Origin of the sequence: Actinoallomurus bryophytorum (assembly GCF_006716425.1) — a bacterium.
GTDB lineage: Bacteria > Actinomycetota > Actinomycetes > Streptosporangiales > Streptosporangiaceae > Actinoallomurus > Actinoallomurus bryophytorum.
In genome coordinates, this window is the sequence record NZ_VFOZ01000001.1 from 3049016 (window position 1) to 3074744 (window position 25729).

25 protein-coding genes are annotated in these 25729 nt (G+C 68.1%); 10 read left to right on the forward strand and 15 right to left on the reverse strand.

Features of this window, described 5'->3' with window-relative positions; genetic code table 11:
* Positions 1-44 precede the first annotated feature (44 nt).
* The 3 genes from FB559_RS14075 (at position 45) to FB559_RS43835 (ending at position 5792) form a co-directional block, all read left to right on the forward strand.
* Positions 45-2552 (forward strand): DEAD/DEAH box helicase, encoded by a 2508-nt coding sequence (locus tag FB559_RS14075; protein WP_221640022.1) that lies wholly within the window; start codon positions 45-47, stop codon positions 2550-2552.
* 93 nt (positions 2553-2645) lie between these two features.
* Positions 2646-5591 carry an AfsR/SARP family transcriptional regulator gene (locus tag FB559_RS14080; RefSeq protein ID WP_141956035.1) on the forward strand — a complete coding sequence of 982 codons (2946 nt, stop codon included), beginning with the start codon at positions 2646-2648 and terminating at the stop codon, positions 5589-5591.
* 57 nt (positions 5592-5648) lie between these two features.
* A complete protein-coding gene (locus tag FB559_RS43835) occupies positions 5649-5792 on the forward strand; it encodes a hypothetical protein (RefSeq protein WP_185792199.1) in 144 nt (47 codons plus the stop codon).
* Positions 5793-5832: 40 nt separating this feature from the next.
* Here the strand turns inward: FB559_RS43835 and FB559_RS14085 are convergent, their stop codons facing one another.
* The 3 genes from FB559_RS14085 to FB559_RS43840 all read right to left on the reverse strand — a co-directional run bounded on the left by FB559_RS14085 (position 5833) and on the right by FB559_RS43840 (position 8293).
* A complete protein-coding gene (locus FB559_RS14085; protein ID WP_141956036.1) occupies positions 5833-7230 on the reverse strand; it encodes an alpha,alpha-trehalose-phosphate synthase (UDP-forming) in 1398 nt (465 codons plus the stop codon).
* A 95-nt stretch (positions 7231-7325) separates the two neighbouring features.
* Positions 7326-7940: a DUF1349 domain-containing protein gene (locus tag FB559_RS14090; protein WP_246121575.1), complete on the reverse strand. Its 615-nt coding sequence runs from the start codon at positions 7938-7940 to the stop codon at positions 7326-7328.
* Positions 7937-8293 carry a hypothetical protein gene (locus FB559_RS43840; RefSeq protein WP_185792637.1) on the reverse strand — a complete coding sequence of 119 codons (357 nt, stop codon included), beginning with the start codon at positions 8291-8293 and terminating at the stop codon, positions 7937-7939. The genes FB559_RS14090 and FB559_RS43840 overlap by 4 nt, the downstream gene beginning before the upstream one ends.
* On the opposite strand from FB559_RS43840, the gene FB559_RS14095 reads away from it, so the two are divergent.
* Entirely contained in the window at positions 8213-8704 is a 492-nt protein-coding gene (locus tag FB559_RS14095; RefSeq protein WP_221640406.1) for a GNAT family N-acetyltransferase, read from the forward strand. The genes FB559_RS43840 and FB559_RS14095 overlap by 81 nt on opposite strands.
* Positions 8705-8902: 198 nt before the next feature.
* Here the strand turns inward: FB559_RS14095 and FB559_RS14100 are convergent, their stop codons facing one another.
* The 3 genes from FB559_RS14100 to FB559_RS14110 all read right to left on the reverse strand — a co-directional run bounded on the left by FB559_RS14100 (position 8903) and on the right by FB559_RS14110 (position 10795).
* A complete protein-coding gene (locus FB559_RS14100; RefSeq protein ID WP_185792200.1) occupies positions 8903-9334 on the reverse strand; it encodes a YbjN domain-containing protein in 432 nt (143 codons plus the stop codon).
* A gap of 428 nt (positions 9335-9762) precedes the next feature.
* On the reverse strand, positions 9763-9930 hold the full coding sequence (locus FB559_RS14105; protein WP_141956039.1) for a DUF397 domain-containing protein: 168 nt from the start codon (positions 9928-9930) through the stop codon (positions 9763-9765).
* A gap of 16 nt (positions 9931-9946) precedes the next feature.
* A complete protein-coding gene (locus FB559_RS14110; protein ID WP_141956040.1) occupies positions 9947-10795 on the reverse strand; it encodes a helix-turn-helix domain-containing protein in 849 nt (282 codons plus the stop codon).
* A gap of 295 nt (positions 10796-11090) precedes the next feature.
* Between FB559_RS14110 and FB559_RS14115 the strand changes: the two genes are divergently transcribed.
* Positions 11091-11591, forward strand: a complete 501-nt coding sequence (locus FB559_RS14115) for an ATP-binding protein (protein WP_141956041.1) — start codon at positions 11091-11093, stop codon at positions 11589-11591.
* Positions 11592-11595: 4 nt separating this feature from the next.
* Here the strand turns inward: FB559_RS14115 and FB559_RS14120 are convergent, their stop codons facing one another.
* Positions 11596-12036: a MarR family winged helix-turn-helix transcriptional regulator gene (locus FB559_RS14120; protein ID WP_246122458.1), complete on the reverse strand. Its 441-nt coding sequence runs from the start codon at positions 12034-12036 to the stop codon at positions 11596-11598.
* A gap of 23 nt (positions 12037-12059) precedes the next feature.
* Here FB559_RS14120 and FB559_RS14125 point away from each other — a divergent pair, with 23 nt between their 5' ends.
* Entirely contained in the window at positions 12060-12866 is an 807-nt protein-coding gene (locus FB559_RS14125) for an SAM-dependent methyltransferase (protein ID WP_141956042.1), read from the forward strand.
* A gap of 7 nt (positions 12867-12873) precedes the next feature.
* Here the strand turns inward: FB559_RS14125 and FB559_RS14130 are convergent, their stop codons facing one another.
* The 6 genes from FB559_RS14130 to FB559_RS14150 all read right to left on the reverse strand — a co-directional run bounded on the left by FB559_RS14130 (position 12874) and on the right by FB559_RS14150 (position 18672).
* Entirely contained in the window at positions 12874-13929 is a 1056-nt protein-coding gene (locus tag FB559_RS14130; RefSeq protein ID WP_141956043.1) for a tartrate dehydrogenase, read from the reverse strand.
* Positions 13926-14684, reverse strand: a complete 759-nt coding sequence (locus FB559_RS14135; RefSeq protein ID WP_185792201.1) for a LamB/YcsF family protein — start codon at positions 14682-14684, stop codon at positions 13926-13928. Before FB559_RS14135 ends, FB559_RS14130 begins: the two co-directional genes overlap by 4 nt.
* 20 nt (positions 14685-14704) lie before the next feature.
* Positions 14705-14875, reverse strand: coding sequence for a hypothetical protein (locus tag FB559_RS43845; protein WP_185792202.1), 171 nt, complete (start codon positions 14873-14875; stop codon positions 14705-14707).
* A 405-nt stretch (positions 14876-15280) separates the two neighbouring features.
* Positions 15281-16927: a caspase, EACC1-associated type gene (locus FB559_RS14140; RefSeq protein ID WP_141956045.1), complete on the reverse strand. Its 1647-nt coding sequence runs from the start codon at positions 16925-16927 to the stop codon at positions 15281-15283.
* Positions 16924-17271 carry an effector-associated constant component EACC1 gene (locus FB559_RS14145; RefSeq protein WP_141956046.1) on the reverse strand — a complete coding sequence of 116 codons (348 nt, stop codon included), beginning with the start codon at positions 17269-17271 and terminating at the stop codon, positions 16924-16926. Before FB559_RS14145 ends, FB559_RS14140 begins: the two co-directional genes overlap by 4 nt.
* Positions 17272-17526: 255 nt before the next feature.
* Positions 17527-18672 (reverse strand): cytochrome P450, encoded by a 1146-nt coding sequence (locus FB559_RS14150; protein WP_141956047.1) that lies wholly within the window; start codon positions 18670-18672, stop codon positions 17527-17529.
* Between the two features lie 89 nt (positions 18673-18761).
* Between FB559_RS14150 and FB559_RS14155 the strand changes: the two genes are divergently transcribed.
* Positions 18762-19574, forward strand: coding sequence for a trypsin-like serine peptidase (locus FB559_RS14155; RefSeq protein WP_221640024.1), 813 nt, complete (start codon positions 18762-18764; stop codon positions 19572-19574).
* 23 nt (positions 19575-19597) lie between these two features.
* The gene (locus FB559_RS14160; protein WP_221640025.1) at positions 19598-20911 is read left to right on the forward strand and encodes a dihydrolipoyl dehydrogenase family protein; all 1314 of its coding nucleotides are present in this window, start codon (positions 19598-19600) and stop codon (positions 20909-20911) included.
* On the opposite strand, the gene FB559_RS14165 is transcribed toward FB559_RS14160, so the two are convergent.
* A complete protein-coding gene (locus FB559_RS14165) occupies positions 20849-22021 on the reverse strand; it encodes a hypothetical protein (protein ID WP_141956049.1) in 1173 nt (390 codons plus the stop codon). The genes FB559_RS14160 and FB559_RS14165 overlap by 63 nt on opposite strands.
* Before the next feature lie 64 nt (positions 22022-22085).
* Complete coding sequence (qcrB, locus tag FB559_RS14170) at positions 22086-23699, reverse strand: cytochrome bc1 complex cytochrome b subunit (protein WP_141956050.1); 1614 nt, start codon at positions 23697-23699, stop codon at positions 22086-22088.
* Positions 23700-23845: 146 nt separating this feature from the next.
* Here qcrB and FB559_RS14175 point away from each other — a divergent pair, with 146 nt between their 5' ends.
* Together FB559_RS14175 and FB559_RS14180 are read left to right on the forward strand one after the other, a co-directional pair.
* Entirely contained in the window at positions 23846-24970 is a 1125-nt protein-coding gene (locus FB559_RS14175; RefSeq protein ID WP_246121577.1) for a sensor histidine kinase, read from the forward strand.
* A 46-nt stretch (positions 24971-25016) separates the two neighbouring features.
* A complete protein-coding gene (locus tag FB559_RS14180; protein WP_425455114.1) occupies positions 25017-25670 on the forward strand; it encodes a response regulator in 654 nt (217 codons plus the stop codon).
* The last annotated feature ends 59 nt before the right edge of the window (positions 25671-25729 follow it).

Consider the following 25729-nt stretch of genomic DNA (forward strand, 5'->3'; position numbering starts at 1 on the left):
CCGCGCCGTGCCGGGCGGACGGGGCACTCGGTGCTACGGGCAAGATGGAAGGCGTGCGCCTCATCGACCGTATGCCCGCCACCCCCGACGCCGACGCCGTCTTCGATGCCTTCAACGACTGGGTCGGCGAGCGCGGCATCACGCTCTACCCGGCGCAGGAGGAGGCGCTGATCGAGATCGTCTCCGGCTCGAACGTCATCCTCAACACCCCGACCGGCTCGGGAAAGAGCCTCGTCGCCGCGGGCGCGCACTTCGCCGCGCTCGCCCGCGACCAGGTCACCTTCTACACCGCGCCGATCAAGGCCCTCGTGTCGGAGAAGTTCTTCGACCTGATCGCGATGTTCGGCAGCGAGAACGTCGGGATGATGACCGGCGACGCCAGTGTCAACGCCAACGCCCCGATCATCTGCTGCACCGCCGAAGTACTCGCGAGCATCGCGCTGCGCGACGGCACGTCGGCCGACATCGGCCAGGTCGTGATGGATGAGTTCCACTTCTACGCCGAGCCGGACCGCGGCTGGGCGTGGCAGATTCCGATCCTGGAGCTTCCGCAGGCGCAGTTCCTGCTCATGTCGGCGACGCTCGGCGACGTCAGCAGGTTCGAGGAGGACCTGGTCAGGCGCACCGGACGGCCGACGGCGGTGGTCACCTCGGTCACCCGCCCCGTACCCCTCAAGTACGAATACCGCGTCACGCCGCTGCACGAGACGATCGAGGAGCTCCTGGAGGATCAGAAGGCCCCGGTCTACATCGTCCACTTCACCCAGGCCGCGGCGGCCGAGCGCGCCCAGGCGCTGACCAGCATCAACGTCAGCACCCGCGCCGAAAAGGACGAGATCGCGGCGCTCATCGGCAACTTCCGGTTCACCACGAAGTTCGGTCAGACGCTGTCGCGGCTGGTCCGGCACGGCATCGGCATCCACCACGCCGGGATGCTGCCGAAGTACCGCCGCCTGGTCGAACGCCTGGCCCAGGCGGGTCTGCTCAAGGTCATCTGCGGCACCGACACTCTCGGCGTCGGCGTGAACGTCCCGATCCGTACCGTCCTGTTCACCGCCCTGAGCAAGTACGACGGCAGCCGGGTGCGCCGCCTGCGGGCGCGGGAGTTCCACCAGATCGCCGGGCGGGCCGGCCGGGCCGGCTTCGACGTGGTCGGGTTCGTCGTCGCCCAGGCCCCCGAGCATGTCGTGGAGAACGAAAAGGCCCTCGCCAAGGCGGGCGACGACCCGAAGAAGCGGCGCAGGGTCGTGCGCAAGAAGGCACCCGAGGGGTTCGTCAACTGGGACGAGGAGGTCTTCACCAAGCTGATCGCCGCCGAGCCGGAGCCGCTGCAGTCACGCTTCCAGGTCAGCCACGCGATGCTGCTCAGCGTCATCGGCCGGCCCGGCAACGCGTACCAGGCGATGAAGAAGCTGCTCACCGACAACCACGAGGACCGCGCGCGGCAGCGCCGTCACATCTCCCAGGCGATCGCGATCTACCGGAGCCTGCTGGCCGGCGGCGTCGTCGAGCAGCTGGAAGAGCCGGACGAGGAGGGCCGGTACGCACGGCTCACCGTCGACCTGCAGGAGGACTTCGCGCTCAACCAGCCGCTGTCGACGTTCGCGCTGGCCGCGATCGAGCTGCTCGACCCGGCCGACCCCTCGTACGCGCTGGACGTGCTGTCGGTGATCGAGTCGATCCTGGAGAACCCCCGCCAGATCCTGGCCGCCCAGGAGAACAAGGCCAAGGGCGAGGCGGTCGCCCAGATGAAGGCCGACGGGGTGGAGTACGAGGAGCGGATGGAGCTCCTGCAGGACATCACCTATCCCAAGCCGCTGGAGGACACGCTCTACGGGGCGTACGACATCTACCGCAGCGGCCACCCCTGGGTCGCCGACCATCAGGTCCAGCCCAAGGGCATCGTGCGCGACATGTACGAACGCGCGATGACGTTCACCGAGTACGTCGCCGAATACCAGCTCGCCCGGGTCGAGGGCATCGTGCTGCGCTACCTCGCGAGCACCTACAAGGCGTTGCAGCAGACGGTGCCCGACTCCCTGAAGACCGAGGACCTGCAGGACCTGACCGAATGGCTCGGAGAACTCGTCCGTCAGGTCGACTCCAGCCTCCTGGACGAGTGGGAACAGCTCCAGAACCCCACCGACGAGCCGCAGCGTCAGATCGAGGAGACCCCCACCGCGGTCACCGCGAACGAACGCGCCTTCCGTGTCCTGGTGCGCAACGCGATGTTCCGCCGGGTGGAGCTGGCCGCCCTGGAGCGCTACGACGACCTGGCCGAGCTCGACGCCGTGGACGGCTGGGACGCCGACCGCTGGGCGGACGCCCTGGACGCCTACTTCGAGGAGCACGACGAGATCCAGACCGGCCCCGACGCCCGTGGGCCCAAGCTCCTGCAGATCGAGCAGGAAACGGAGCTGTGGCGGGTACGCCAGGTTCTCGACGATCCGGCAGGTCACCGGGACTGGGGCATCGGCGCCGAGGTGGATCTGCGGGCTTCCGACGAAGCCGGCCGTGCGATCCTGCACGTCACCACCGTGAATCGGCTCTAAGTCTCGAATGTCGGTGATCTCACGGATGTTGGTTGGTATGCGAGTCCCTATCCTCAGTGAATAATCAGGCTTTGGCTCCCCAAAGGGACGGATATGGACGGGCTTCGCTTCGCGGTCCTGGGCCCGGTCCGCGCGTGGCGTGACGACACCGAACTCGAGCTCGGCACGCCGCAGCAGCGGGCCGTGCTCGCGGTCCTGCTGCTGCGCCGTGGCCGTACGGCGACCGCCGAAGAGCTCGTCGACGCGCTGTGGGGCGAGGAGCCGCCGGCTCGCGCGATGACCGCGCTGCGCACCTACGCCTCCCGTCTGCGGGGAGTCCTGGAGCCCGGGCGAGAGGCGCGCCAGAAGCCGACCGTGATGGTGTCGGAGGCCGGTGGGTACGCCCTGCGGCTACCGCGGGCCGCGCTCGACCTGGCCGCCTTCGAGGACCTCAACACCACCGCCGAGCAGGCACGGCGCGCGGGTGATCCGGCGGCGGCGGCCCGTGCGCTGCGCGAGGCGCTGGAGGTGTGGGACGGCGAGCCGCTGGCCGGGATCCACGGCGCCTGGGCCGAGGCGCAGCGCGTCCACCTGGCCGAACAGCGGCTGGCCGCGCTGGAGACGCTGTACGGCATCGAGCTGGAGATGGGCCGTGCCTCAGAGTCGGTGGCCGACCTGACCGAGCTGACCACCGAACACCCGCTGCGCGAACGCCTCCGCGGCCTGCTCATGCTCGCGCTGTACCGCTGCGGGCGCCAGGCGGAGGCGCTCGGCGTGTACGCCGACACGCGCCGCGTCCTCGTGGACGAGCTGGGTATCGACCCCGGTCCCGAGCTCGCCGACCTGCAGAGCCGGATCCTTGCCGGTGACGCGTCACTGGCGGAACCGCCCGCACCCGCCGAGCGCGGCGGCGTCCCGGAACCCGAGCCCACGCGGCCACCACCGACACCCGCCCAGCTGCCCGCGGCCGTCGCCGACTTCACCGGGCGCTCGGTGGCGGTGACCGAGCTGAGCGCCGTACTCGCCGAACAGGACCGTACGGCGATGCCGGTCGTCGCCGTCGCCGGCATCGGCGGTATCGGCAAGACGACACTCGCCGTGCACCTCGGGCACGCGGTACGCCACCACTACCCCGACGGTCAGCTGTTCGCCGAGCTGCGCGGCGCCGGCCCCGACCCGGCCGGACCCGAGGCCGTGCTCGGCGCGTTCCTGCGTGCTTTCGGCGTTCCCGACAAGGAGGTGCCGGCCGGGCTGGAGGAGCGCTCGGCCCTGCTGCGCACCCGGCTGTCGGACCGTCGCGTCCTCGTCGTGCTGGACGACGCGCGGGACGCCGACCAGGTACGCCCGCTGCTGCCCGGCTCACCGGGCTGTGCCGTGATCGTCACCAGCCGGTCCCGGCTGGTCGGCATGCACGGCGCGCGAGCCATCGACCTGGGCGGGCTGGTCACGGACGAGGCGATCACGCTGTTCGGGCGGATCGCCGGCGAACAGCGCGTCGAGGACGAGCGGGAGATCGCCGCCGAGGTGGCCGCCGCCTGCGGCTTCCTGCCGCTGGCCGTACGCATCGTCGGCTCGCGGCTGGCCTCACGGCGCAGCTGGTCGATGACGACCATCGCCGAACGCCTCACGGACGAACGACGCCGCCTCGACGAGATGCGCGTCGGCAACCACACCGTCGCGGCGACCTTCGAGCTCGGGTACGGCCAGCTGGACGAGCGGCAGGCACGCGCGTTCCGGTTGCTGTCCCTGTCCGACGTGCACGACATCTCGCTGGCCGCCGGGGCCGTGATGCTCGACCTGAGCACGGACGACGCCGAGGACCTGCTCGAGTCGCTCGTGGACGCGAGCCTGCTGGAGACCCCGGCGCCCGGTCACTACCGCTACCACGACCTGCTGAGGCTCTTCGCCCGGCGGCAGGCCGAACGCTTCGACTCCGCAGACGCCCGTGCGGAGGTGCCGCACCGGCTGCTGAGCTTCTACCTCGCCTCGGCGTGCAACGCCTATCAGGCCGCCGAGTCCGACGATGCCGCACTGGACCACCTGTGCCGTACCGAGACGCGCGGGCGCGACTTCGGCACGGCGGAGCAGGCACTGAACTGGCTGGACCGTGAGACCGCCAACCTGTGCGCGGTCATCGCGGAGGCGACGCGAGACACGGCGCCGGACCTGGCGCTCGCCACCGACCTGCTGCTGAGCGTCGAACCCCTTCTCACGACGGGCAGCCACCTGTGGGAGTTCGAACAGACCGCCCGGCTCGTGGTCAGCGCCGCCATGGAGAAAGGTGACCGGCACAGCCAGGGCAGGGCCGGCTACATCCTCGCGCTCGACCTGTTCGTCGCCTTCCGGCTCGACGAGAGCCACGAGACGCTGCTGACCGTGGTCGAACTCGCCCGTGAGACCGGTGACACCGTCATCGAGGCCGAGTCGCTCAACGGACTCGGCGTCATCGCCATGGAACAGCGGCGCTACGACGTCGGCTACGAGCTGCTCAACGAGGCGGTGCAGGCCTTCCGCAAGTGCGGTGCCCGCGGCGCCGAGGCCAACACCCTGGGCAACCTCGCACGTACCGCCCTGGGGCTCGGGCGCACCGACGACGCGGTGAGCGCCGCCGAACAGGGCCTGCGGACGTACCGCGAGATCGGCAGCACCATCGGGGTGGCCAAGGCGACGTACAACCTGGGCATCGCGCTGCACGGCGCGGGCCGCTACGACGCGGCCCTCGCCCGGTACACCGAGTGCCTGCTGGACTTCCGGCGAATCGGGCAGCAGCTCTGGGAGCAGCACACCCTGTACCGGCTGGCCGAGAGCCACCTGAGCGCGGAGAACCCCGCAGAGGCCATGGCCGCGGCCGAAGAGTCGTTGCGGATCAGCCGGGCGAACGCCCACCGGTTCGGCCAGGGCCGTGCGCTGGTCGTGCTGGGCCGGGTGCTGTCCGAGCTCGGCTCGCCGGACCGCGCCCGCGGATGCTGGGAGCAGGCACTGGAGATCTTCGAGGATCTCGGCGCCCCGGCCCGCGAGGATGTTCGCGCGCTCCTCTCCGAGGCGCTGATCGCTCGTTGACCCAACGTTGACCCCGCGTCGTTACGCTCTCCGCAACCGACCCCTAGGAGACCTCTCATGGCGAAAGAGCCCGAGCAGAAGAACGAGGAAACCGCCGAGACCGACGAGTCGACGGAGGAAGGCGTTCAGCCTCTGGGCTTCACCGGCCACGCGACCCCCGATGGCTTCACCGGCCACGGCACGCCGGCGAAAGAGGACTGACCCGCGGTGAGCGGGGTGCGGGCCGAGGCCCGCGTCCCGCTCAGCGCCTGTTCTCGAGCGCCTCCAGGAACTCCTTGGCCCACAGGTCGACGTCGTGTTCGATCACGCGCCGGCGCATCGACCGCATGCGGCGGGCCCGCTCGGCCGGACTCGCGTGCATGGCCTCGTACATCCGCTGCTTCGTACCGCCGATGTCGTACGGGTTGACCAGGAACGCGCGGTGCAGTTCGTTGGCCGCGCCGGCGAACTCGCTCAGCAGCAGGGCGCCCTTCAGGTCGCCGTGGCAGGCGACGTACTCCTTGGCCACGAGGTTCATGCCGTCCCGCAGCGGTGTCACCACCATCACGTCGGCCGCCAGGTACAGGGCGGTCAGTTCCTTTCGCGTGTGGGACGTGTGCATGTAGTTGATGATCGGTGCGCCCAGCTCCGCGTACATGCCGTTGGCGCGGCCGACCTGGAGCTCGATCTCGTCGCGGAGAATGCGGTACTCCTCGACGCGTTCGCGGCTGGGCGTCGCGACCTGCACGAAGACCGCGTCGCCGCTCTTGACCCGCCCGTCCTCGAACAGTTCGGTGAACGCCTGCAGCCGCTGCTGGATGCCCTTGGTGTAGTCGAGGCGGTCCACCCCGAGCAGGATCGAGGCGGGGTTGCCGAGCTCCTCGCGGATCTCCGCCGCACGGGCCTTCACGTCCTCCTGGGTGGACAGCGTGATCAGCTCTTGCGCGTCGACCGAGATCGGGAAGTGGTCGGCCTGCACGGTGCGGTCGTCGAGTATCACCTCGTGACCCTGCGTCTTCAGGTCGCAGAAGCGCCGGGAGAGACGGACGAAGTTGGACGCGCCGTCGCGACTCTGGAAACCCACGAGGTCGGCGCCGAGCAGTCCCTCGAGGATCTCGCGCCGCCACGGCAGCTGTTGGAACAGCTCCATCGGCGGGAACGGGATGTGCAGGAAGAAGCCGATGCGCAGGTCGGGACGGAGCTCGCGCAGCATCTTCGGCACGAGCTGCAGCTGGTAGTCCTGCACCCAGACGACCGCGCCCTCGGCCGCGACGTCGGCGGCGGCCTCGGCGAAGCGCCGGTTGACCCGCTCGTACGCCTCCCACAGACTCCGCCGGTACACCGGACGCGCGATCACGTCGTGGTACAGCGGCCACAGTGTCGCGTTGGAGAACCCCTCGTAGTAGAGCTCCACGTCGGAGCCGGACAGGCGAACCGGCGACAGCGTCATCCCCTCGGCCTCGAAGGGTTCGAGGTCCTCGTCCGGAGATCCCTGCCAGCCGACCCAGGCACCCTCCCTGCGCTGCATGACCGGCACGATCGCGGTGACCAGCCCGCCGGGGCTGCGCCGCCAGGTCGCCTCGCCGTCCTCATCGGTGACCCGATCGACCGGGAGGCGGTTGGCGACGACGACGAACTCACTTTTCTTGGACTGATCCACGCCTCATTACTCCCCCGAGCTTGGCCTCTTACCCCAAATGGGTGATTTATGTGGCAATAGTCATGCCTGTGCCCTGGCGTTACGGCATGCGCGGCTCAGGAACCGTCGCGAAGCTGGGCCAGGCGCATCGGCTCGAACGCGACGCGGTCGAAGGTCGCCGAGCAGCCCCCGCCGGAGGGCGACTGGGCGAAGAAGCCGTACGACGGCGCGTCGGAGGCATAGAGCGCGAAGTGCCGGATCAGCCGCCAGTACTCGCCGTCGAGCGACGCGTGGAGGGCGTACGCCGCGCCGACCCGTGCGATCCGGAGCCAGACATGATCGCCGTCCACGACGAAGCCGCTCGCACGGTCGGAGGTGCCGCGCGTGACGACAGAGACGATCTCCGCCTCACGCTGCGCGGACATCTCCAGCCCGAGCTTGGCCCACGCGCGGTCGTTGAGCCACACGAGCAGCCCGCCGGCGTCGTCCTGCCCGCCGAGACCGACCCTGACGCGGGCGCTCAGCAGGAAGTCGCCCTGGGCGCAGGCGAGGAGGCGAGGGGCGTCCAGCGCCTCCGACGTACGTCCTGGGTTGATGAACAGGTCCGTGTTCGGACCGGCGTCGATCACGAGGCCGTCGTCGTGCGGGCGGTACGAGCTCGCTGGTGCCCCGTCCCACCGCAGCGAGACGGGAATGCGGGGAATTCCGACCTGCTCCACTGCGTGTGTCACACCGTCTCCTTCACGTCCGGGAACAGCGTCCGGGAACGCTCCAAAAATAATGCCGAACAGGGCACTTCGTACATAGTGAGATTGTGATCCAGCGCCCGCATTTCCGCAGCCGAACCCGGAACGAGTGCTGCGGGGCGCGTCGTCACGAGCCGCTGCATGCCGGGACGACGGCTAGTCTGCGCAGGTAAACGTCGCGGACCGACCGCCACCTGCCGGCAACGGGGCAGGCCGGGCGGACGGAGGCCGAAGGGAGTCAACACGTGGATCCTCGTATTCGCCGCGTGCAGGAAACAGACATTACGGCGGTGGTCGATCTGGTGCGCGACCTCGCCGAATACGAACGACTCACGCACGAATTCGAGATGACACCCGACCAACTGCGCGTGGCGCTGTTCGGCCCGGAGCCCGCGCTGTTCGGTCACGTGGCCGAGGTCGACGGCGAGGTCGTCGGTTTCACGCTGTGGTTCCTGAGCTTCTCCACGTTCCGTGGCACGCACGGGATCTACCTGGAGGACCTGTTCGTACGGCCGGAACATCGAGGCAGCGGCCTGGGCCGCGCGCTGCTCACCGAACTCGCCGAGGAGTGCGTACGACGCGGCTATGCACGCCTGGAGTGGTCCGTGCTCGACTGGAACGCCCCCTCGATCGGCTTCTACAAGTCGCTCGGCGCCGCGCCAAGGGACGGGTGGACGGTGTTCCGTCTCACCGACGACGCCCTGACGACCTTGGGCAGAGGAGAAGGCCACCCGCCCGGCGACGCCTGAGCGCGCCCCCTCAGACCAGACCTGCTCCCCGCCCCCACCGACCTCAATCCGCCACTCACCCCGGTCCACCACGACCTCAACCCCCCACCAACCCCAGCACCCCACTCGCCCCGGGTCGGCCACCGACCTCAACTCGCCACTCACTCCGGCCCGCCACTCACCCCGGCCCCCCACCCCGCCCACACCTAAGCCACTCAGTCAGGCGGGCTCTCCGGGCAGGCCTGCGAGTGCGAGCCGCTGGGACAGCCAGACATGGAAGGACCCGGCCGCGTTGAGCCACGCGGTCGTGGTGGCGGCGAACTGCTCGCTGGTCACGCCACCGCCGATGTGCATCGTCGCCTCGCTCACGATGATGACGGTGCCGTCGTCGTCGGTGGCGGTGTAGACCTTCAGCCCGGTGGTGTCGCGGTTCCATTCGTCGAGGACGCCGCGGAGCGCGGCCTTGTCGTCCACGGTGAAGAACCGGTCGTAGATCGTGCGGGCGGCGTAGACATCGCCCTCGCCGTCAAGGGTGAAGAAGAGGCTGTAGCACTGCCAGCGCGTCGCCAGGCGGCCTCGGGTGTCTCTTAGCGAGGAGACCTGGAGCTGCTCCAGCACCTGCTCGAGGCGGTCGAGATCGGGCCTGATCACGCCAGGTTGCGGTGTTTCAGGCGAAGGACTTGGAGGCTCGGCTCCCACCGCGCTCACTCCCTTCAGCTGACGGCAATGAGATTGTGCCGTATGCAAAGCCGGTCCGCCGCCGCACCACAGTATCTGTGGATAATCCAAAGGACAATGCGGCATCTTCCGGCTATTAATCTTCATAACCCCTATTTACGGACATAATTCGCACAATGCGATATGGAGGGGCATTCGAAGTCAAGGGCGCGGACGCATGAGGGAGGAGCGTCGAGATTCGAAGTTCGTCCGGGTGTACGGGCGGGAGGCGGCTCGGCACGGACGGTACGCCCCGCCGACGCCTGGCGCTGCGATCGAAGGTTCACCGAAGTTCGACCGGGCAACGCCCCTTGCGCGGGGCGTACCCCTAGATGGCTGTCATGCCGCTATGGCACGCCACGTCAGGCGTGTGCGACGGCCCGATCGACGCGCGCCACTTCGACGCAGTTGCCACCGTTGCCACTGCGGCTGCTCTTCTGCCACGTGACCATGGTCTCGACGCAGTTGCCACCGTTGCCGCTGTGGCTGCTCTTGCGCCACGTCGATGGGGAATGACCTGGGTTCGTCATGCTAAGAACACCTTTCTTATCGTGAGAGTTCCTTCACTTTCTCGCGAATCAACACCGTCGAGTCGCTGGTGTTGAGCGCCGCCGAGCGGAGGTGGTCGAATATCAGGCGGCCCTGATCTGTCTCGGCGGGCTTCTCCAGATAGACACACCCCACTAGGTGCTCGATGTATAGCAGGTCCGGATAGCCGTCGAAGGTCAGAAGAACAAAAGGGCCATCAATCGCGGCGTGAATTCCAGCCCGGTATGGGAGCACTTGGATCGACACATTCCCGAGCTCGCCGAGCACGAGCAGGTGCTTCAACTGCGCGATCATGGCCGCGGGGCGTTCGCCGACGCGGTGGAGCACCGCCTCGTCGATGACCGCCCAGACGTTCAGCGGGTCCGTCGACTGGGTCACGCGCTGCTGGCGCGCGACGCGTACCTCGACGTTACGGTCGACCTCGTCCGAGCCCCGCTGCTGCGTGCCGATCAGGATGGCACGTGCGTACTCCTCGCACTGGAGGATGCCGGGGATGACCTGCGCCTCGTATCCGTGCGAGGTCCGCGCCTCGGCCTCGAAGGCCAGGAAGTCGATGAAGCCCTTCTTGACGTAGTCGCTGTACTCACGCCACCAGTCACGCTGCCGGGCGCTGCGGGCGAGCTGAATGAGCTGCTCGCGCTTACCGCCGTCGATGCCGTAGGTCTCGCAGAGCTCCATCACCTCACCGGAGGTGATCCGCATCTTGGCGGTCTCCATACGACTGATTTTCGATTGCTCCCAGTCCATCTTCGCCGCTGCCTGCTCGCCGGTCATCCCGGCCTGTTCTCGCAGGTGACGAAGCTCCCGGGCAAGCTGGCGACCGCGGACCGTGGGGGTGTACGGCATTGCTTCCTCACATAATGCGCTGAATCACTTGCACTGGATCATCATTATGGGTCAGAGTGTAATCGCGCGACTACGGAACGCTTCATTATCGCGTTTCAACCAGAGGCTGGGCGGGCCGGCGTGACCGTCTGGTGATCGACATCGTCGACCACGCCGAGGCACGCCGGTGTCGCCCGCACATCGCGGCGAGGAGGTCCGTCCTCCGAGCCGCTTCGCGGAACCGCGATCCTGGGCTCTGCTTGGGGAGAGTCGAGTCCAGGGTCGTGGTTCCTGAGGAGACCGAGAAAGGGTCGCCATGGAGGAGTATCCGGACGATCGCGTACTCATATGGCGGCGATCCTTTCCCGGATTGGCCGCGCACGTACGCCAAGCCCGCGAATTCACCGGCTTCCTCCTCGCCGACCTGCCCCGGGTCGACGACGCGGTCCTGGTGGTCAGCGAGTTCGCCGCCAACGCCCTGCGGCACACCGCCTCGTCCCGGCCCGGCGGCCACTACCTGCTGGAAGTCCAGCGCTGGCGCGATGGCGCCTCGGTGGCACTGACCGACGAGGGCAGCCACAAGGTGCCCCGGGTCCCCGAGCCCGACGACCTGTCCGAGTGCGGCCGCGGCCTGCAGACCGTACGCGCCCTGGCCACCGAGTGGCACTGGACCGGCGACTGCCGCGGGCGCACGTTCACCGCGGCGTTCATCGTCCACGCCCACGCGGTCTTGGTCTCGAGCATCAGCTCGTCAGAGGTGTTCGGCGCCCATGTGGCGCTGTGCGAGCCCGCCATGCTCACGTCCGACACCGTCTGACGCCTTACAGGATTAACTCGGCGAGCTCGTCCAACAGGGCGCTTACGCGCTCAGCCCGCCCGCGATCGGCGATCGCGCGCGTGATGACGTCGTCCGCCGACCGACCGGCCCGTTCGAGCACCGCCCTGCGAGCGGTCTCGCTCAGCCGTACCCTCGTCCGCCTCCTGTCCGCCGGATCCGCGAAGGTCTCGATCAGACCGCGCCCCTTCAGCCGCGCGACCGACTCCGACACGTGACTCTGCGCGAAGCCCGTACGCACCTTGATCTCACTGACCGGACTACCGGGGTTCTTCAGCACGTCCTCGATCACCGCGATCTCGGCCGACGTCAACGACGCGTCACCGGCGGAGGTGGTGACGTCACGAGACAGGTCGATCAGCCGCTTGCCCAGCCGGTGGAGCCGTACGCCGTCCATGTCCCGCAGGATATATCGGCGCAGATACATCGGCACCGATGTATTCTGGCGCAATGGAACCTTCTGCGTCCCTGAGCGGCGTCGGCGGCACGTCACTCGGAGTGGCACGCGCACGCGCATGGGAGAGCGGCCGGCCCGACCGGCTGTTCGACGACCCGTACGCCGCGGCATTCGCCGCCGCCGCCCCTGTCACCCGGCGAGCCGTCTCACCGGGCTCCGCGCGGGCCCGGCTCGCCTTCCATGTCATCATCCGCACACGCTTCTACGACGACTACCTGCTCGCCGCCTGCGCCGCGGGCTGCCGCCAGGTGGTGCTCCTCGCCGCCGGCCTGGACACGCGCGCGTACCGCCTGCCGTGGCCGGAGGGCGTACGCCTGTACGAGCTGGACCTGCCCGAGGTGCTGACCTTCAAGGAGAGTGTGCTGGCCGGGCAGGAGGCGGTTCCACGGTGCTCGCTGACCGCACTGCCCGTGGACCTACGCTCGGAGTGGCCCGCCACGCTGACCGATGCCGGCTTCGACCCGGGCGCCCCGACCGCGTGGCTTATCGAGGGGCTCCTCGTCTACCTGACGGCCTCGGAGGCCTCGCTCCTTCTGACACGGGTCGGCTCACTGTCCGCGCCCGGCAGCCGGGTCTCCTTCGAGCGGAACAACGCCGCCTCGACCATCGCCTCGGGAGACCGTACGGGCATCACGGAGTACGCGACGCTGTGGAAGGGCGGCCTGGGCGAGGACACCGCGGATTGGCTCGACCGGAACGGCTGGCGGACCGAGGTGCACGAACTGGCCGACGTCGCCGCCTCCTACGGCCGACCGGTACCGGACGCGTCGCTCAGCGGCTTCCTGACGGCGACGTACTGAACGCGCGTCACCGCGCCGGCAGTGCCGCGATCACGGCCGAAGTCGCCTCCTCGGTGCTCGCCGTACCGCCAAGGTCGCGGGTGTGCAGTGCCGGCTCGGCCGTGACCCTCTCGATTGCGGCGAGTACGTCGGCCGCCGCCGCCGGATGCCCGAGGTGCTCCAGCATCATCGCGCCACACCAGATCTGCGCGATCGGGTTGGCCACGCCGCGGCCGGCGATGTCGGGGGCCGAGCCGTGGACCGGCTCGAACATCGAGGGGTTCTCACCGGTGGGGTCGAGATTGGCCGAAGGAGCGACGCCGAGCGACCCGGAGACCGCCGCGGCGACGTCGCTGAGGATGTCGCCGAACAGGTTCGAGCCGACGACGACGTCGAGGTCCTCGGGATGGGTGATGAACCGCGCGGCCAGCGCGTCGACGTGCATCCGCCGCCACTCCACGTCGGGGTGGCCGTTCGCGACCTCGGCGGTGACCTCGTCCCAGAACGGCATCGTGTGCACAAGCCCGTTGGACTTGGTCGCCGAGACCAGCCGGCCACCGCGGGCACGTGCCAGGTCGAAGGCGTACCGCAGCACCCGCTCGCAACCGCGCCGGGTGAAGATCGACTCCTGTACGGCAACGTCACCGGCAGGCGTGGCGAACCTCCCGCCGACCTCGGAGTACTCCCCTTCGGTGTTCTCCCGGACGATGGCGACGTCGAACCGGCCGCATTCGCGCAGCGGACTGGCCAGACCGGGCAACAGCCGCGCCGGACGGAGGTTGACGTACTGGTTGAACGCCCGCCGAATCGGGATGAGCAGCCCCCACAGCGAGACATGGTCGGGGACACCGGGCCAGCCGACCGCCCCGAGGAAGATCGCGTCCGTCTCACCCAGCCGGTCGATGCCGTCCGGCGGCATCATCGTGCCGTGCTCCGCGTACCACGCGCAGCCCCACGGCAGCTCACACCAGCTCAAGGCGAAGCCGTGCCGCGAGGCGGCCTCGTCCAGCACCCTTTGTGCCGCTGGCAACACCTCCTTGCCGATGCCATCACCGGGGATCGCGGCGATCCGGTGCGCGTTCACGCCGCCGCCAGCGCCGAGCTGAGACCGACGACGTCAACGTCCTCTTCGGCGAGACGCTCGCGTACGTGCCGGATCACGCTTCTGTCGCCGTGCAGGCACAACGTCGGCGTCACGACCTCGATCGCGGAGCCGTCGAGCGCCTTGGCGGTGTGCTCCTTGACGATCCGGAGGGCGCGGAGTGCGACGTCTTCGGGGTCGCGGGGCCGTCGCGTTTCCTCGGCCTCGGGGTAGCCGTCGGGCCGGTAGTCCAGGTCGATGTAGCCCTCGCCCACGACGGTGAGCCCGTAGTCCGCGGCAAGCCGCTGCGGCCACCCCGGTCCGGTGATGACGATCAGCTCGTCGTCATACTTGGCGACCGCCTCGAGCAGCGCCTGCGCATAGTCCACCCGTTTGCCGCACATGGTGTACAGCGCGCCATGCGGCTTGACGTGCCGCATTGCACCGCCTTCGGCCCGCACGAACGCGTCCAGCGAACCGACCTGATACAACACGTCATCACGCAGGTCACCCGGATCGATCTCCATCGGCCGCCGCCCGAACCCGCGCAGATCGGGCAACGAGACATGAGCTCCGACGTCGACCCCCAACTCCACGGCCCGGGCCGTGACCCGGTGCATAATGCGCGGGTCACCGGCGTGGAAGCCACAGGCGATGTTGACAGTCGGCACAAGCGAGAGAATCTCCTCGTCGACCCCGAGCCGCCACTGCCCATACCCGTCGCCGACGTCTGTATTGATGTTGATCTTCCAAGTCACACTGACTCCAGGGGATGTGGTCAGGCGAGCTCCGCGCCACCTCCGACGACGACGTACAACGCACCCGAACCGAGAGCGCGAACCGGTAGGGAGTCGCCGGGGTGGGACAGACCCGGCATCACCGTGGGGATCTCGGCGCACCCACCCAGCAGCCGGCCGAACGACCGGCACGCGGCGTGTGCGGATCCCATCGACGTGGCCTCCCGTTCCAGGCCGGCGCTCCGGATATCAACGACGCGCCGCCGGAGCGTACGACGACGATCGTGAGATGACTGCAAGTGTCGGCATCGGATGGCTCGGAGGAGTCGGCCTCACACCACTCACCGCACATACGAGGCGCAGCACAGCAGACCGAACAGGGGACCCACGTCTCGACGACCGGGCAAGTCACCATAACCCGCCACATCCCCGCTCCACCAGAGTTTCCGCAGGCCAGCATGCTGCCGACGCCTCCAACTCCTTGCCGAAGCACGCGACATCGCCATGCCCACGCGAAGGCCACGAGGCCAAGGGCCGCACACGAGGTGGTCGCACTCCAGGCACTTCTGGGGGAGTCATCCCCCACCACCAACCCGCTGGATGGCAGGTGACCGGACTCAGAAGCGGTAGAGGTTTCTGTGATACCGAATGTAGTCCACACCCACTCGGTGTTTTTTATTCGTACGCAAGTCGCCGACGATTTCTTTGCTTACCTCGTCGATGATTTCAAGATCGTCATTCATGGTAAACGAGCCAAGCTCGAATAGCACCGAGTGATTCGGACATAGGCACAGGATGTTCTCCGGAACGTCCGGCCCTTCATGGGGAACACTCAGTCCACGAATATGGACCGCCCGCGCGTAACGCCTACCACCTGGAGCCTCAAGGAAGGTTCCGCATATTTGGCATTCGGAGTCGTGTGCTTCAATTACGCGCTCCGAGATGCGCCGATCTCGGTATACACCGCTAGCGACGCGCTCCCATTGATTGGGGGCTGGACCCCCGCGCCGGTTCGACTGTGGCTGCCCGGTCCTCGCCTGCGGGCCTTCGCGAGCACTCGTGGATTCGTCGTCAATTTGCTCTAGCCGGAATTGGAGGATTCGAGGACCGTCAATGCCAGGTGTAGACCAGTACTGCTCGACAGAGAAAAGGCCATCGTAGCTATATCCGCTTGGGGGAGAATATTTTGGATCGCCACTAGCGCCGCGTATAACTCTAACCGGAACCCCTGTCAGGATGTTGCGAAGCAGAGCCGCATTTCCAGGGTCGGTAGGATCTTGATCTTTAATCTGGGCACCGGTATTAGGGTCTCGACCACCGTGCCCCGTATAAATGATCACATCCCCGTAGTCCTTGTCGTCTTTATATCCGCCAGAAACTACGATGGACTCGGCACCGCCCTGATCGGCGGTCCCGCAGATTCCGGCCTGCAGGGGTCGATGGATTCCAGCCTTGTGCAGGTCATGCCGACTTGGAAAGACAGTACCGGCCGCGATCCCACTGAAGCTCCCGTAGCCCGGCCCATGTCTTTCCCTGCGAGAGGCTCGATTCTTCACCAATGTGAGTTGCCCGGCCGTGTTTCGGTCTCGTTTTTGCGGAACGGGCAGACTCTTCTCGCACATCACGTCACGAACATGGTTGAAGATTGTGTCTAGAGTAAGCAGCTCGGGTTTTCCTGCCAAGCCACCCTGGACAACGTTCAACAACTCACCGGTGAATGCCGTGTACTCCTCACCAGGACGGGCAAGCGCTATCCGATTTTCTGGAGCAGCAGCGAGAATATAAGTTCCTTCGATACTAGCTTCATTAACTACCGCAGAAATCTCGCCTGCCATCGATCCAAGAGCAAGGCCACTGAAGCAGCAGTCCAGAATTACGATACGGCGAGTCGCTCTACTGTCGACCAACTGATCGCGAACGTCTTCGTATTTGACAGCACTATAAGGTTTCTGCTCTTCCGATTTACACAGGGAGAGATAAAGTTCTCCCCTCTGGTTGGTGAGCCCGTGTCCGGCAAAATATAGGATGAGCGTATCCGTGGCCTCGCGGGAAGCGTTCCGCACTGGGTCAAGCATCTGAGTGCTATCGGTGGGATCGCACACTGTCGCGCAGTACTGCGGAGGCAGGCCCCAGATATCTTGACTGCATAGAGCTTCGCGCAGCGCCGTGAGATTGTTGACCACGGCGGGCAGGGCGGGCAAGAACTCGTGATGGCTAGTGCCGACAAGCACGGCACGTGACTTTGTAGCTTCCGGCAGCTTCACGGCGCATCGCGCTTAAGCGCGGTAACGATCTTCTCGACCGTTTCGGGGTCTGCATCATCGAGGGTGATCTCAATCCCCGCCTGCTTGATGGTTACCTTTGGCCGCTTGCTACGGGTGGCACGCCAAGACGCATAGGCGATGGCGAAGTTAGCCGCCTGGAAGCCCTCATCCGCGACGACCTTAATACCCTCCAGCACTCCGCCCATCTCACCGGCCGCGGGCGGAGTTGATTCGAGGGACAGCAGGGCTTGGCGCCGCACGCTCGATTCCTGCTGCAGCCAGGCAAACAGAGATCGAAGCTCCTGCTCAGCCTGATCACCGCTCATGTACACGTTGATCGCCACCAGTGTTCCCCCTGCGCCAGTCATATAAGTCCAAAGATAGACGTATATAACAGGAGATCGACTCTTCGTTACTCCACCAGGCAGGGAGCCCGCCGCGCTCTGGTTCACACGAGGCGGTGACCACCCTCTACACGGGAAACGGTTTCGGTGATGGGGGGTGTTGTGCGCGCGGAACCCAGGAGGGGTCCTGCTGACGGCACCAGGAGTTCCTCGGCGGCTACGACGAAGCAACGCATCTGCCGAAATCCCTCACGCTCACCCTTTACGCGACAGCTGCCAGCTGATCGGCAGGTGTTTCACGCCGCACACGACGTTGCTGGCCATCCACTCCGGGTCGCCGGTCAGTTCTACCGACTCCAGGCGGGGGATGAGTTCCTCCAGCAGGATGCGGATCTCCAGGCGGGCCAGGTTGGCGCCCAGGCAGTAATGCTCGCCGACGCCCCAGCCCAGGTGGGGGTTCGGGTCGCGGTCGACGCGGAAGGCGTACGGGTCCTCGAAGACGGCCGAGTCACGGTTGGCCGACGGGTAGAAGAGCATCAGCCGGTCGCCGGCTCGGATCTGCCGGCCGCCCAGCTCGCAGTCCTCCACAGCCATCCGCAAGAAGTGGACCACCGGTGACGTATAACGGACGATCTCGTTGGCGGCGCTCTCGTACAGGTCCGGGCGTGACCTAAGCAGCGCAAGCTGCGACGGGTTGGAGATCAACGCCAGCATGCCGCCGGCCAGAGCGCTCCGCGTCGTGTCATGGCCCGCCACCGCGATGATCATTAGGTACGTGACCGCGGCGCGGTCGGAAAGCGGCGAGTTGGCGATCAGGGACGACAGGTCATCACGGGGTTGCGCGCGGCGGTCGGCGATCAGGGCGCGCAAATACGGGCCGAAGCGGCGGGAGCCGGCGAACTCCGGGTCCGCGCTGCCGATCAGGCCGTTCGTCATCTCCAGCACGACGTCCTCGTCCGGGACGCCCAGGAGCTCGCACAGCATCCGCAGGGGGTGCCAGGCCGCGAAGTCCGCGACGAAATCCAAAGAAGACGGCGCGGTGTCCAGCAGCGCCCGGGTGATCTCACGGATGCGCGCGGCCAGCGGCCGGAGGGCTCGCGGCTTGAAGTAGGGCAGCGTCAGGTTCCGGTAGTCCCGGTGCTCGGGCGGGTCGGTACCCAGGATCGAGGGCGCGATCGACCCGAGCGGCGGGTCCAGGGGCCTCGCCACCACCTCGGTCTGCGAGCTGAACAGGTGCGGGGCCACAGAAACCGCGCGTACGTCGGCGTGCCGTGTCACCGCCCAGAACGGCGGATAGTTCTCAACTGAGCACCAAGTCGGCGGAGAAAGGCGCAGCTCAGCCCACAGGTCGTGAGGCTGTCCCTCCACGCCGTACCGCACGGGGTCGACGAGTCTTTGCATCAGAACAGCATCAACGCCGGACGACACTCAGGCAATCCGTAGTTTGCCGAGTTATTTCCCACGGGAAGAAACCGCGGAGGAGGGTCGCGATGCGCAGGGTCATGGTGGCGGTCGGGCTGGTCGCCGCGCTGTGCGGCGGGTGCGCCGGCTCAGGGCTGCCGCGGCCGGTGAGCAACGCGACCTCCTGGAGCCGGGAGCGCTTCCTGAGGGCCCATCCCCCGAGCGGCACGCCGACCGCGGAGCCTGCGACGTTCGGTAAGCGCGTCGGTGCCCTGTTCTCCCACGACACCAAGGGCGACCACTTCTGTACGGCCAGCGCCGTCGACAGTCCGGGACGCAATCTGATCATCACCGCGGCCCACTGTGTGCACGCCGGTGGCGGCGGCGGTTATCTGAGGGATCTCGTCTTCGTCCCCGGCTACCGCAACGGCGCCGCGCCGTACGGGATCTGGAAGGTCAAGGCGCAGTTCGTGGACGAGGGTTGGGCCAAGGACTCCGATCCCGATCTCGACGTCGGGTTCGCCGTCCTCGAGCCGCGCGACGGCAGGAACATCGCGGACGTGCTCGGCTCCAACCTGCTCGGCATCAACCAGGGGTTCGGCAACATCGTCCGCGTCACCGGGTACCCGACCAGCTCCGGGGAGCCCGTCACCTGCATTAACAGGACCACCCAGGAGCTGAAGTACCAGATGCGCTTCGCCTGCAACGGGTACCCGCCCGGCACGAGCGGCAGTCCCTGGCTCACCCACTACGACCCCAAGACCAAGCGAGGCGAGGTGGTCGGGGTGATCGGCGGGTACCAGCTCGGTGGTCTCGTCGACGCGGTCTCCTACAGCGCTTACTTCGACGACGACGTACGGCGCCTGTACGAGCGGGCCATAGGCCAAAGTGTCGCGAACTGACGAGACAGGGAATGATCGGCCTTATGGACGTTGACGTTGTAGTGATCGGAATGGGCCCGGGTGGAGAAGAGGTCGCGGGCAGTCTGGCGGCGGCCGGGCTGAACGTTGTCGGCGTTGAGAACCGCCTGGTCGGGGGCGAGTGCCCGTACTGGGGCTGCATCCCGAGTAAGGCGATGGTCCGCGCCGCCGACGCGCTGGCCGAAGGGCGGCGCATTCCGAGCCTGGCCGGTGAGGCGACCATCGAGCCGAGCTGGGCCCCGGTGGCCGAGCGGGTCAAAGAGGTCACGGCCGGCTGGGACGACCAGGGTGCCGTCGACCGGTTCACCGCCAAGGGAGGCCACCTCGTACGCGGCAAGGGCCGGATCACCGGGCCCCGGGAGGTGACCGTCGGCGACGAGGTCTACCGCGCCGCCCGCGCCGTGGTGATCGGCACCGGTACGGCGCCGGCGATCCCGCCGATCGACGGGCTGGAGGGCACCCCGTACTGGACGAACCGGGAGGCCATCGAGGCCAAGGAGCTGCCGGAGTCGATGATCGTGCTGGGCGGTGGGGCCGTCGGTGTCGAGCTGGCCCAGGTGTTCGCCCGGTTCGGCACCCAGGTGACGATCGTCGAGTCCGCTCCCCGGCTGCTCCACCAGGAGGAGCCGGAGTCGAGCGAACTGCTCCGCACCACCTTCGAGGCCGAGGGCATCAAGGTCATTTGCGGTACGCGGGCGAAGACGGTCCGCTACGAGGACGGCTTCGTCGTCAACGACGAATACCGCGCCGAGCGGCTTCTCGTCGCCATCGGGCGCCATACGAACCTCGGCGACCTCGGGCTCGGGACCGTCGGCCTGGACGACGACGCGAGGTTCGTCGAGGTCGACGACCGGCTGCGCGCCGGCGACGGGCTGTGGGCCGTGGGCGACGTGACCGGTAAGGGCGCTTTCACCCACGTCGCGGTCTACCAGGCCCGCATCGCCGCGCGCGACATCCTCGGCGAGGACGGCCCCCCGGCCGACTACAGCGCGCTGCCGCGCGTCACCTTCACCGATCCGGAGATCGGCGCCGTCGGCCTCACCGAGCAGCAGGCACGCGAGCAGGGACTCGACGTCCGCGTGTACTCCGTCGACATCGCCAACGTCACCCGCGGCTGGATCCACCGCGCGAAGGGCTTCGTGAAGCTGATCGAGAGCGACGGGCGGCTCGTCGGCGGTACGTCGGCCGGGCCGATGGGCGGGGAGATCCTCGGCGCGCTCTCGGTGGCGGTGCACGGCCAGGTCCCGGTCGAGCGCCTACGGCATATGATCTACGCCTTCCCGACCTTCCACCGGGCGCTGGACGCGGCTTTGGCCTGACCCCGCGAGCTCGACCAGGGGCGGTGCGACGAAGCACGTACACGGCGACGTCGTCCCCACGGCCCAGATCGAGGAGCCCGAGGCCGCAAGGCCGTAGACGACGCCTTCGGCCTCCTCGCTGGTGCCGGTGGTCCAGCGGCTGCCGTCCCAGTGCAGGAACAGCGGCCTGCTCACCGTGCCGTCGTCGGTCATCTGGTATCCCGCCGCCCAGACTCCACCGCGGCCGTCCGTAGAGACCGTCTGCAGCCAGGACGAGGGCACCGAGGGCGGGGAGAGCGTACGCCAGCGGACGCCGTCCCAGTGCATGACGAGCGGCCGGCCCTCGTTCGCCCCCACCGCCCACACGTCGCCGGCGGACACGGCGGTGACGCCCTGCAGCTGGGTGTTGCCGGGCGGCGGCTTCATCGGGCTCTGGGTCCAGGCCCGCCCGTTCCAGTGGAGGGCCAGCGCGACGTTGCCCTGGTCGCCCGAGTACCAGCCGACCGCCCAGGCGTCCGTGGCGGACACGGCCGCGACGCCGTTCAGCGTGTTGTCGTAGCGGCCGGGGCTCGGCGTCGTCATGCGGGACCAGCTCTTCCCGTCCCAGCCCTCGATCAGCGTCACCGCGCTGGGGGCGTCCCAGTCGCTGAACCGCCCGACGGCCCAGGCCTGCCCCGTCGGTAGTGCCGCCAGGTCGTTCAGGCGATCGGCGCCGGGATGCTGCGTCCCCGGCGGCGACGCGGGCGGGACCGCGGTCCAGGACGTGCCGTCCCAGTGCCGGATGACCGGCCCCTGACCGCTGCTGTCGCCCACCGCCCAGACGTCGTTCGCGGACACGGCGCTGACCCCGTCGAGCTCTCCCCCGCCGGTGGGCGTGGCGGGCACCGGAACCTCGGTCCAGGACGTGCCGTCCCAGTGCTCGGCGAGAGGACGGGGCGACTCGCCCGGCGGCTGCCGCGTCCCGACCGACCAGGCGTCCGTACCGCCCAGCGCGGCGACGTCCATGAGCGTCGCCTCCGCCGCCGGGTGCGCCACCCTGCGCCAGTCCGGCGTGGCCGCTAAGGCGGAGGGGCCGGCGAGGGTGAGTCCCAGCCCGACGGCGATCGCGATACGCGTCCCCACAAGATGCACCGAGTACTCCTCCGGTTGTTGATCTTGTAGTGGAGACGCGCGTACCGGGGCCGCGGTTGGCAGGTCAGGATTTCTTCTGCTCGACCGCCGGGTGCTCCTCCTCGTGCTCGCCGTCGGGCAATGGCAGGACGTCGGCCGTGTACAGCCGGTTGAGACGGTGGCGGAACCGTGCCGCCGGGCTGCGGGCACTCTTGGGCTCCACGCCGTCGCCGTCCGGCAGCAGGGCGGGCAGCTCGTGGGGCAGGCGACGGCTGCGCAGCACCGCCTCCTCCTCGTCGTCGGCCGGGCGTTCCTTCTCCGCGTACGCGCCGGAGGGCTGCCGTACGATCTCGCCGGTCTCGACACCGTGCTCGAGGATCGCGCGGTCGCGGCGCTGCAGGGCGAGGGCCATCCGCCGGGCGATCTCGTACGCGATGACCGGCCCGAGGATGATCGCACCCCGGAAGAACCAGGTCGTCCCGAACAGCGGGATGTGGAACGTCTTGGCCATGATGTCGTTGCCGCCGGCCAGCCACAGGATGCCGTAGAACGTCGAGCCGGCCACCCCGAGGCCCACGCGCGCGGGCACGTCGCGCGGCCGGTCGAGCTGGTGGTGGACCTCGTAGTCGCCCGTCGCCCAGCGTTCGAGGAACGGGTAGACCGCGAGTGCGGTGAAGATCAGCCCAGGGACCACGAGTGCCGGGATCAGCACGCTCATCGGGATGCTGTAACCGAACGCGTCGATCTCCCAGGCCGGCATGATGCGCAACGAGCCCTCGAGCCAGCCCATGTACCAGTCGGGCTGCGACCCGGCGCTGATGCTTCCCGGGTTGTACGGGCCGAACAGCCAGATCGGGTTGATCTGGAAGAAGGTCGACAGCAGGACGATCCCCGCGAAGACCCACATCTGGAACGCCAGCGTCTTGAGGATGAAGGACGGCCAGAACGGCTTGCCCACGACGACGTGGTCGCTGCGGCCCTTGCCGGGGAACTGGGTGTGGGTATGGTGCCAGGTGAGGACGACCGCGTGCAGCGGGATGAGGGCGAGCAGGATGCCCGGGATCAGCAGGACGTGGATCGTGAACAGCCGCGGGATGATCTCATCGCCCGGGAAGGTCCCGCCGAACACGAACATCGACAGGTAGGACCCGACGATCGGGATCGCGAGCAGGACGCCTTCGAGGATGCGGATGCCGGCGCCGGACAGCAGGTCGTCCGGCAGCGAGTAGCCGAACAGCCCGTTGAGCATGACCAGCATGAACAGCACGACGCCGATCAGCCAGTTCAGCTCGCGCGGCTTGCGGAAGGCGCCGGTGAAGAAGTTGCGCAGCATGTGCGCGACGATCGCGGCCAGGAACACGATCGTGGCCCAGTGGTGGATCTGCCGGACCAGCAGCCCGCCGCGTACGTCGAAGCTGATGCGCAGGCTCGACTCGTACGCCTCGCTCATCCTTACGCCCCGTAGCGGCAGATAGGACCCGTTGTAGACAACATCGCCCATGCTGGGCGTGTAGAAGAACGTCAGGAAGATGCCGGTCGCGATGATGATCACGAACGAGTACATGGCGATCTCGCCGAGCATGAACGTCCAGTGATCCGGAAAGGCCTTCTTCAACGCCTTCTTCAAGAAGCCCGCGAGGCCGAGCCGGTCATCCATCCCCCGCGCGACTTCGGCCAGCGGTCTGGGCGTAGCAGCCATCACCGATCTCCTTCTGACGGCCACGACGACCGCCCCCGAATATCGGTCACCCCTAACTATTAATACCTGCCCATCCATCACAGGTCGCAACAGGGTCGGTTCCCTGCGTCACGGCAGCCTTCGCACGCGTGGTTTACCTTTTCAGGGTGAGCAGGCTCGGGAGGCGCAGCGATCTGGCGCTCGGCGTGATCGTCGGCGTGGTGGTGTTCGCCGGCACCGTCTTCCACACGCGCGGTCTTCACGTGGCCGACATCAAGGCCTACGCGATGATCGCGCTGGGTGCCGCCGCGCTCGCCGCACAGCGCCGGTTTCCGGTCCCGGCGGTCAACGTGGCGGCCATCTCGACGGCGTTCTACTACATCGGCCCCTTCCCGGACGGGCCCGAGATGATCACATTCGCGATCGCCTCCTTCCTCGCGGCGGCGCGCGGGCAGCGACTCGCCGCGTACACCGGCTCGGCCGCCGGGCTGGCGGTGTTCGGCTGGGCCGAGTTCCTGGTCGGCCCGACCGACGCGGACCGCTTCGCGGGCGTGCTGGCCTGGGTGCTCGTGGTCCTGTTCGCCGGTGAGGTCAGCCGCTACCACCGGGCCTACCTCGGGGAGTCCAAACGGCGTGCCGACGAGGCCGAGCGCACGCGCGAGGAGGAGTTCCGGCGGCGTGCCACCGAAGAACGCCTGCGCATCGCCCGCGAACTGCACGACGTGCTCGCGCACAAGATCTCGCTGATCAACGTGCAGGCCGGGGCCGCCCTTCATCGCCGCCAGCCCGACCAGGCCTACGCGGCGCTGGGTGCGATCAAGGACGCCAGCAAGGAGACGCTGCGGGAGCTGCGCGCCACGCTCGGCGTGCTCCGGCAGGTCGACGAGGCCCAGCCGCTCAGCCCGGCCCCCTCGCTCGACCACCTCGACGAGCTCATAACGCGGACCAATGACGCCGGGCTGCCGGTGCGGTTCACCGTCTCCGGTGACCGGGCGGACCTGCCCGCGCCGGTGGACCTCGCCGCCTACCGCATCGTCCAGGAGGCGCTCACCAACGCCGTCCGGCACGCGGGCCCGGCCACCGCGACCGTGCTCGTGCGCTACAACCCCGACCACGTGGTCGTCGAGGTCGGCGACGACGGGGCCGGCGCCGAGACCTCCGACGGCAACGGGATCCGCGGCATGCGCGAACGGGCGGCGACTCTCGGCGGCACGCTGGCCGCCGGCCCGCGTCCCGGCGGCGGTTTCCTCGTGCGCGCCTCGCTCCCGTTGCGGACTGTCATGTCCGAATGACCGCCGCGATGTGATGATGAGGACCGTGGACTCCCCCATACGGGTCATGCTCGCCGATGACCAGAGGCTCGTACGCGCCGGCTTCCGGTCGATTCTCGACGGCGAGGACGACATCAGCGTCGTGGCGGAGGCCGGTGACGGGGCCGAGGCGGTGCACATGGCGGCGGCCACACGGCCCGACGTCGTCCTGATGGACATCCGCATGCCGGTGCTCGACGGGCTGGAGGCGACCCGCCGGATCGTCGCGAACAAGGCGCTGTCCGACGTCAAGGTCGTGATCCTGACCACGTTCGACCTCGATGACTACGTCTACACCGCGCTCAAGGCCGGGGCCAGCGGGTTTCTCGTCAAGGACACCGATCCGGTCGAGCTGATCCACGGCGTGCGGGTCACCGCACGCGGCGACGCGCTGCTCGCACCCTCGGTGACGCGCCGCCTGATCGCGGAGTTCGCCATGCGGATCAAGCTGCCGCCGCCCTCCAAAGATCTGAAGTCCCTGACCGAGCGCGAGCGCGAGGTCATGGCGCTGGTCGCCGCGGGCATGTCCAACGACGAGATCGCGACCCGGCTCGTGGTCAGCCCGGCGACCGCGAAGACGCACGTCAGCCGGGTGCTGACCAAGCTCGGCGCGCGCGACCGCGCGCAGCTCGTCGTCCTCGCCTACGAGTCGGGGATGGTGCGGCCCGGCTGGCTCGGCTGACGCGCCTACGCTTCCCGCAGTACGCCGCCGACGGGCACTGCGTCTGAAGATGTAGTGCC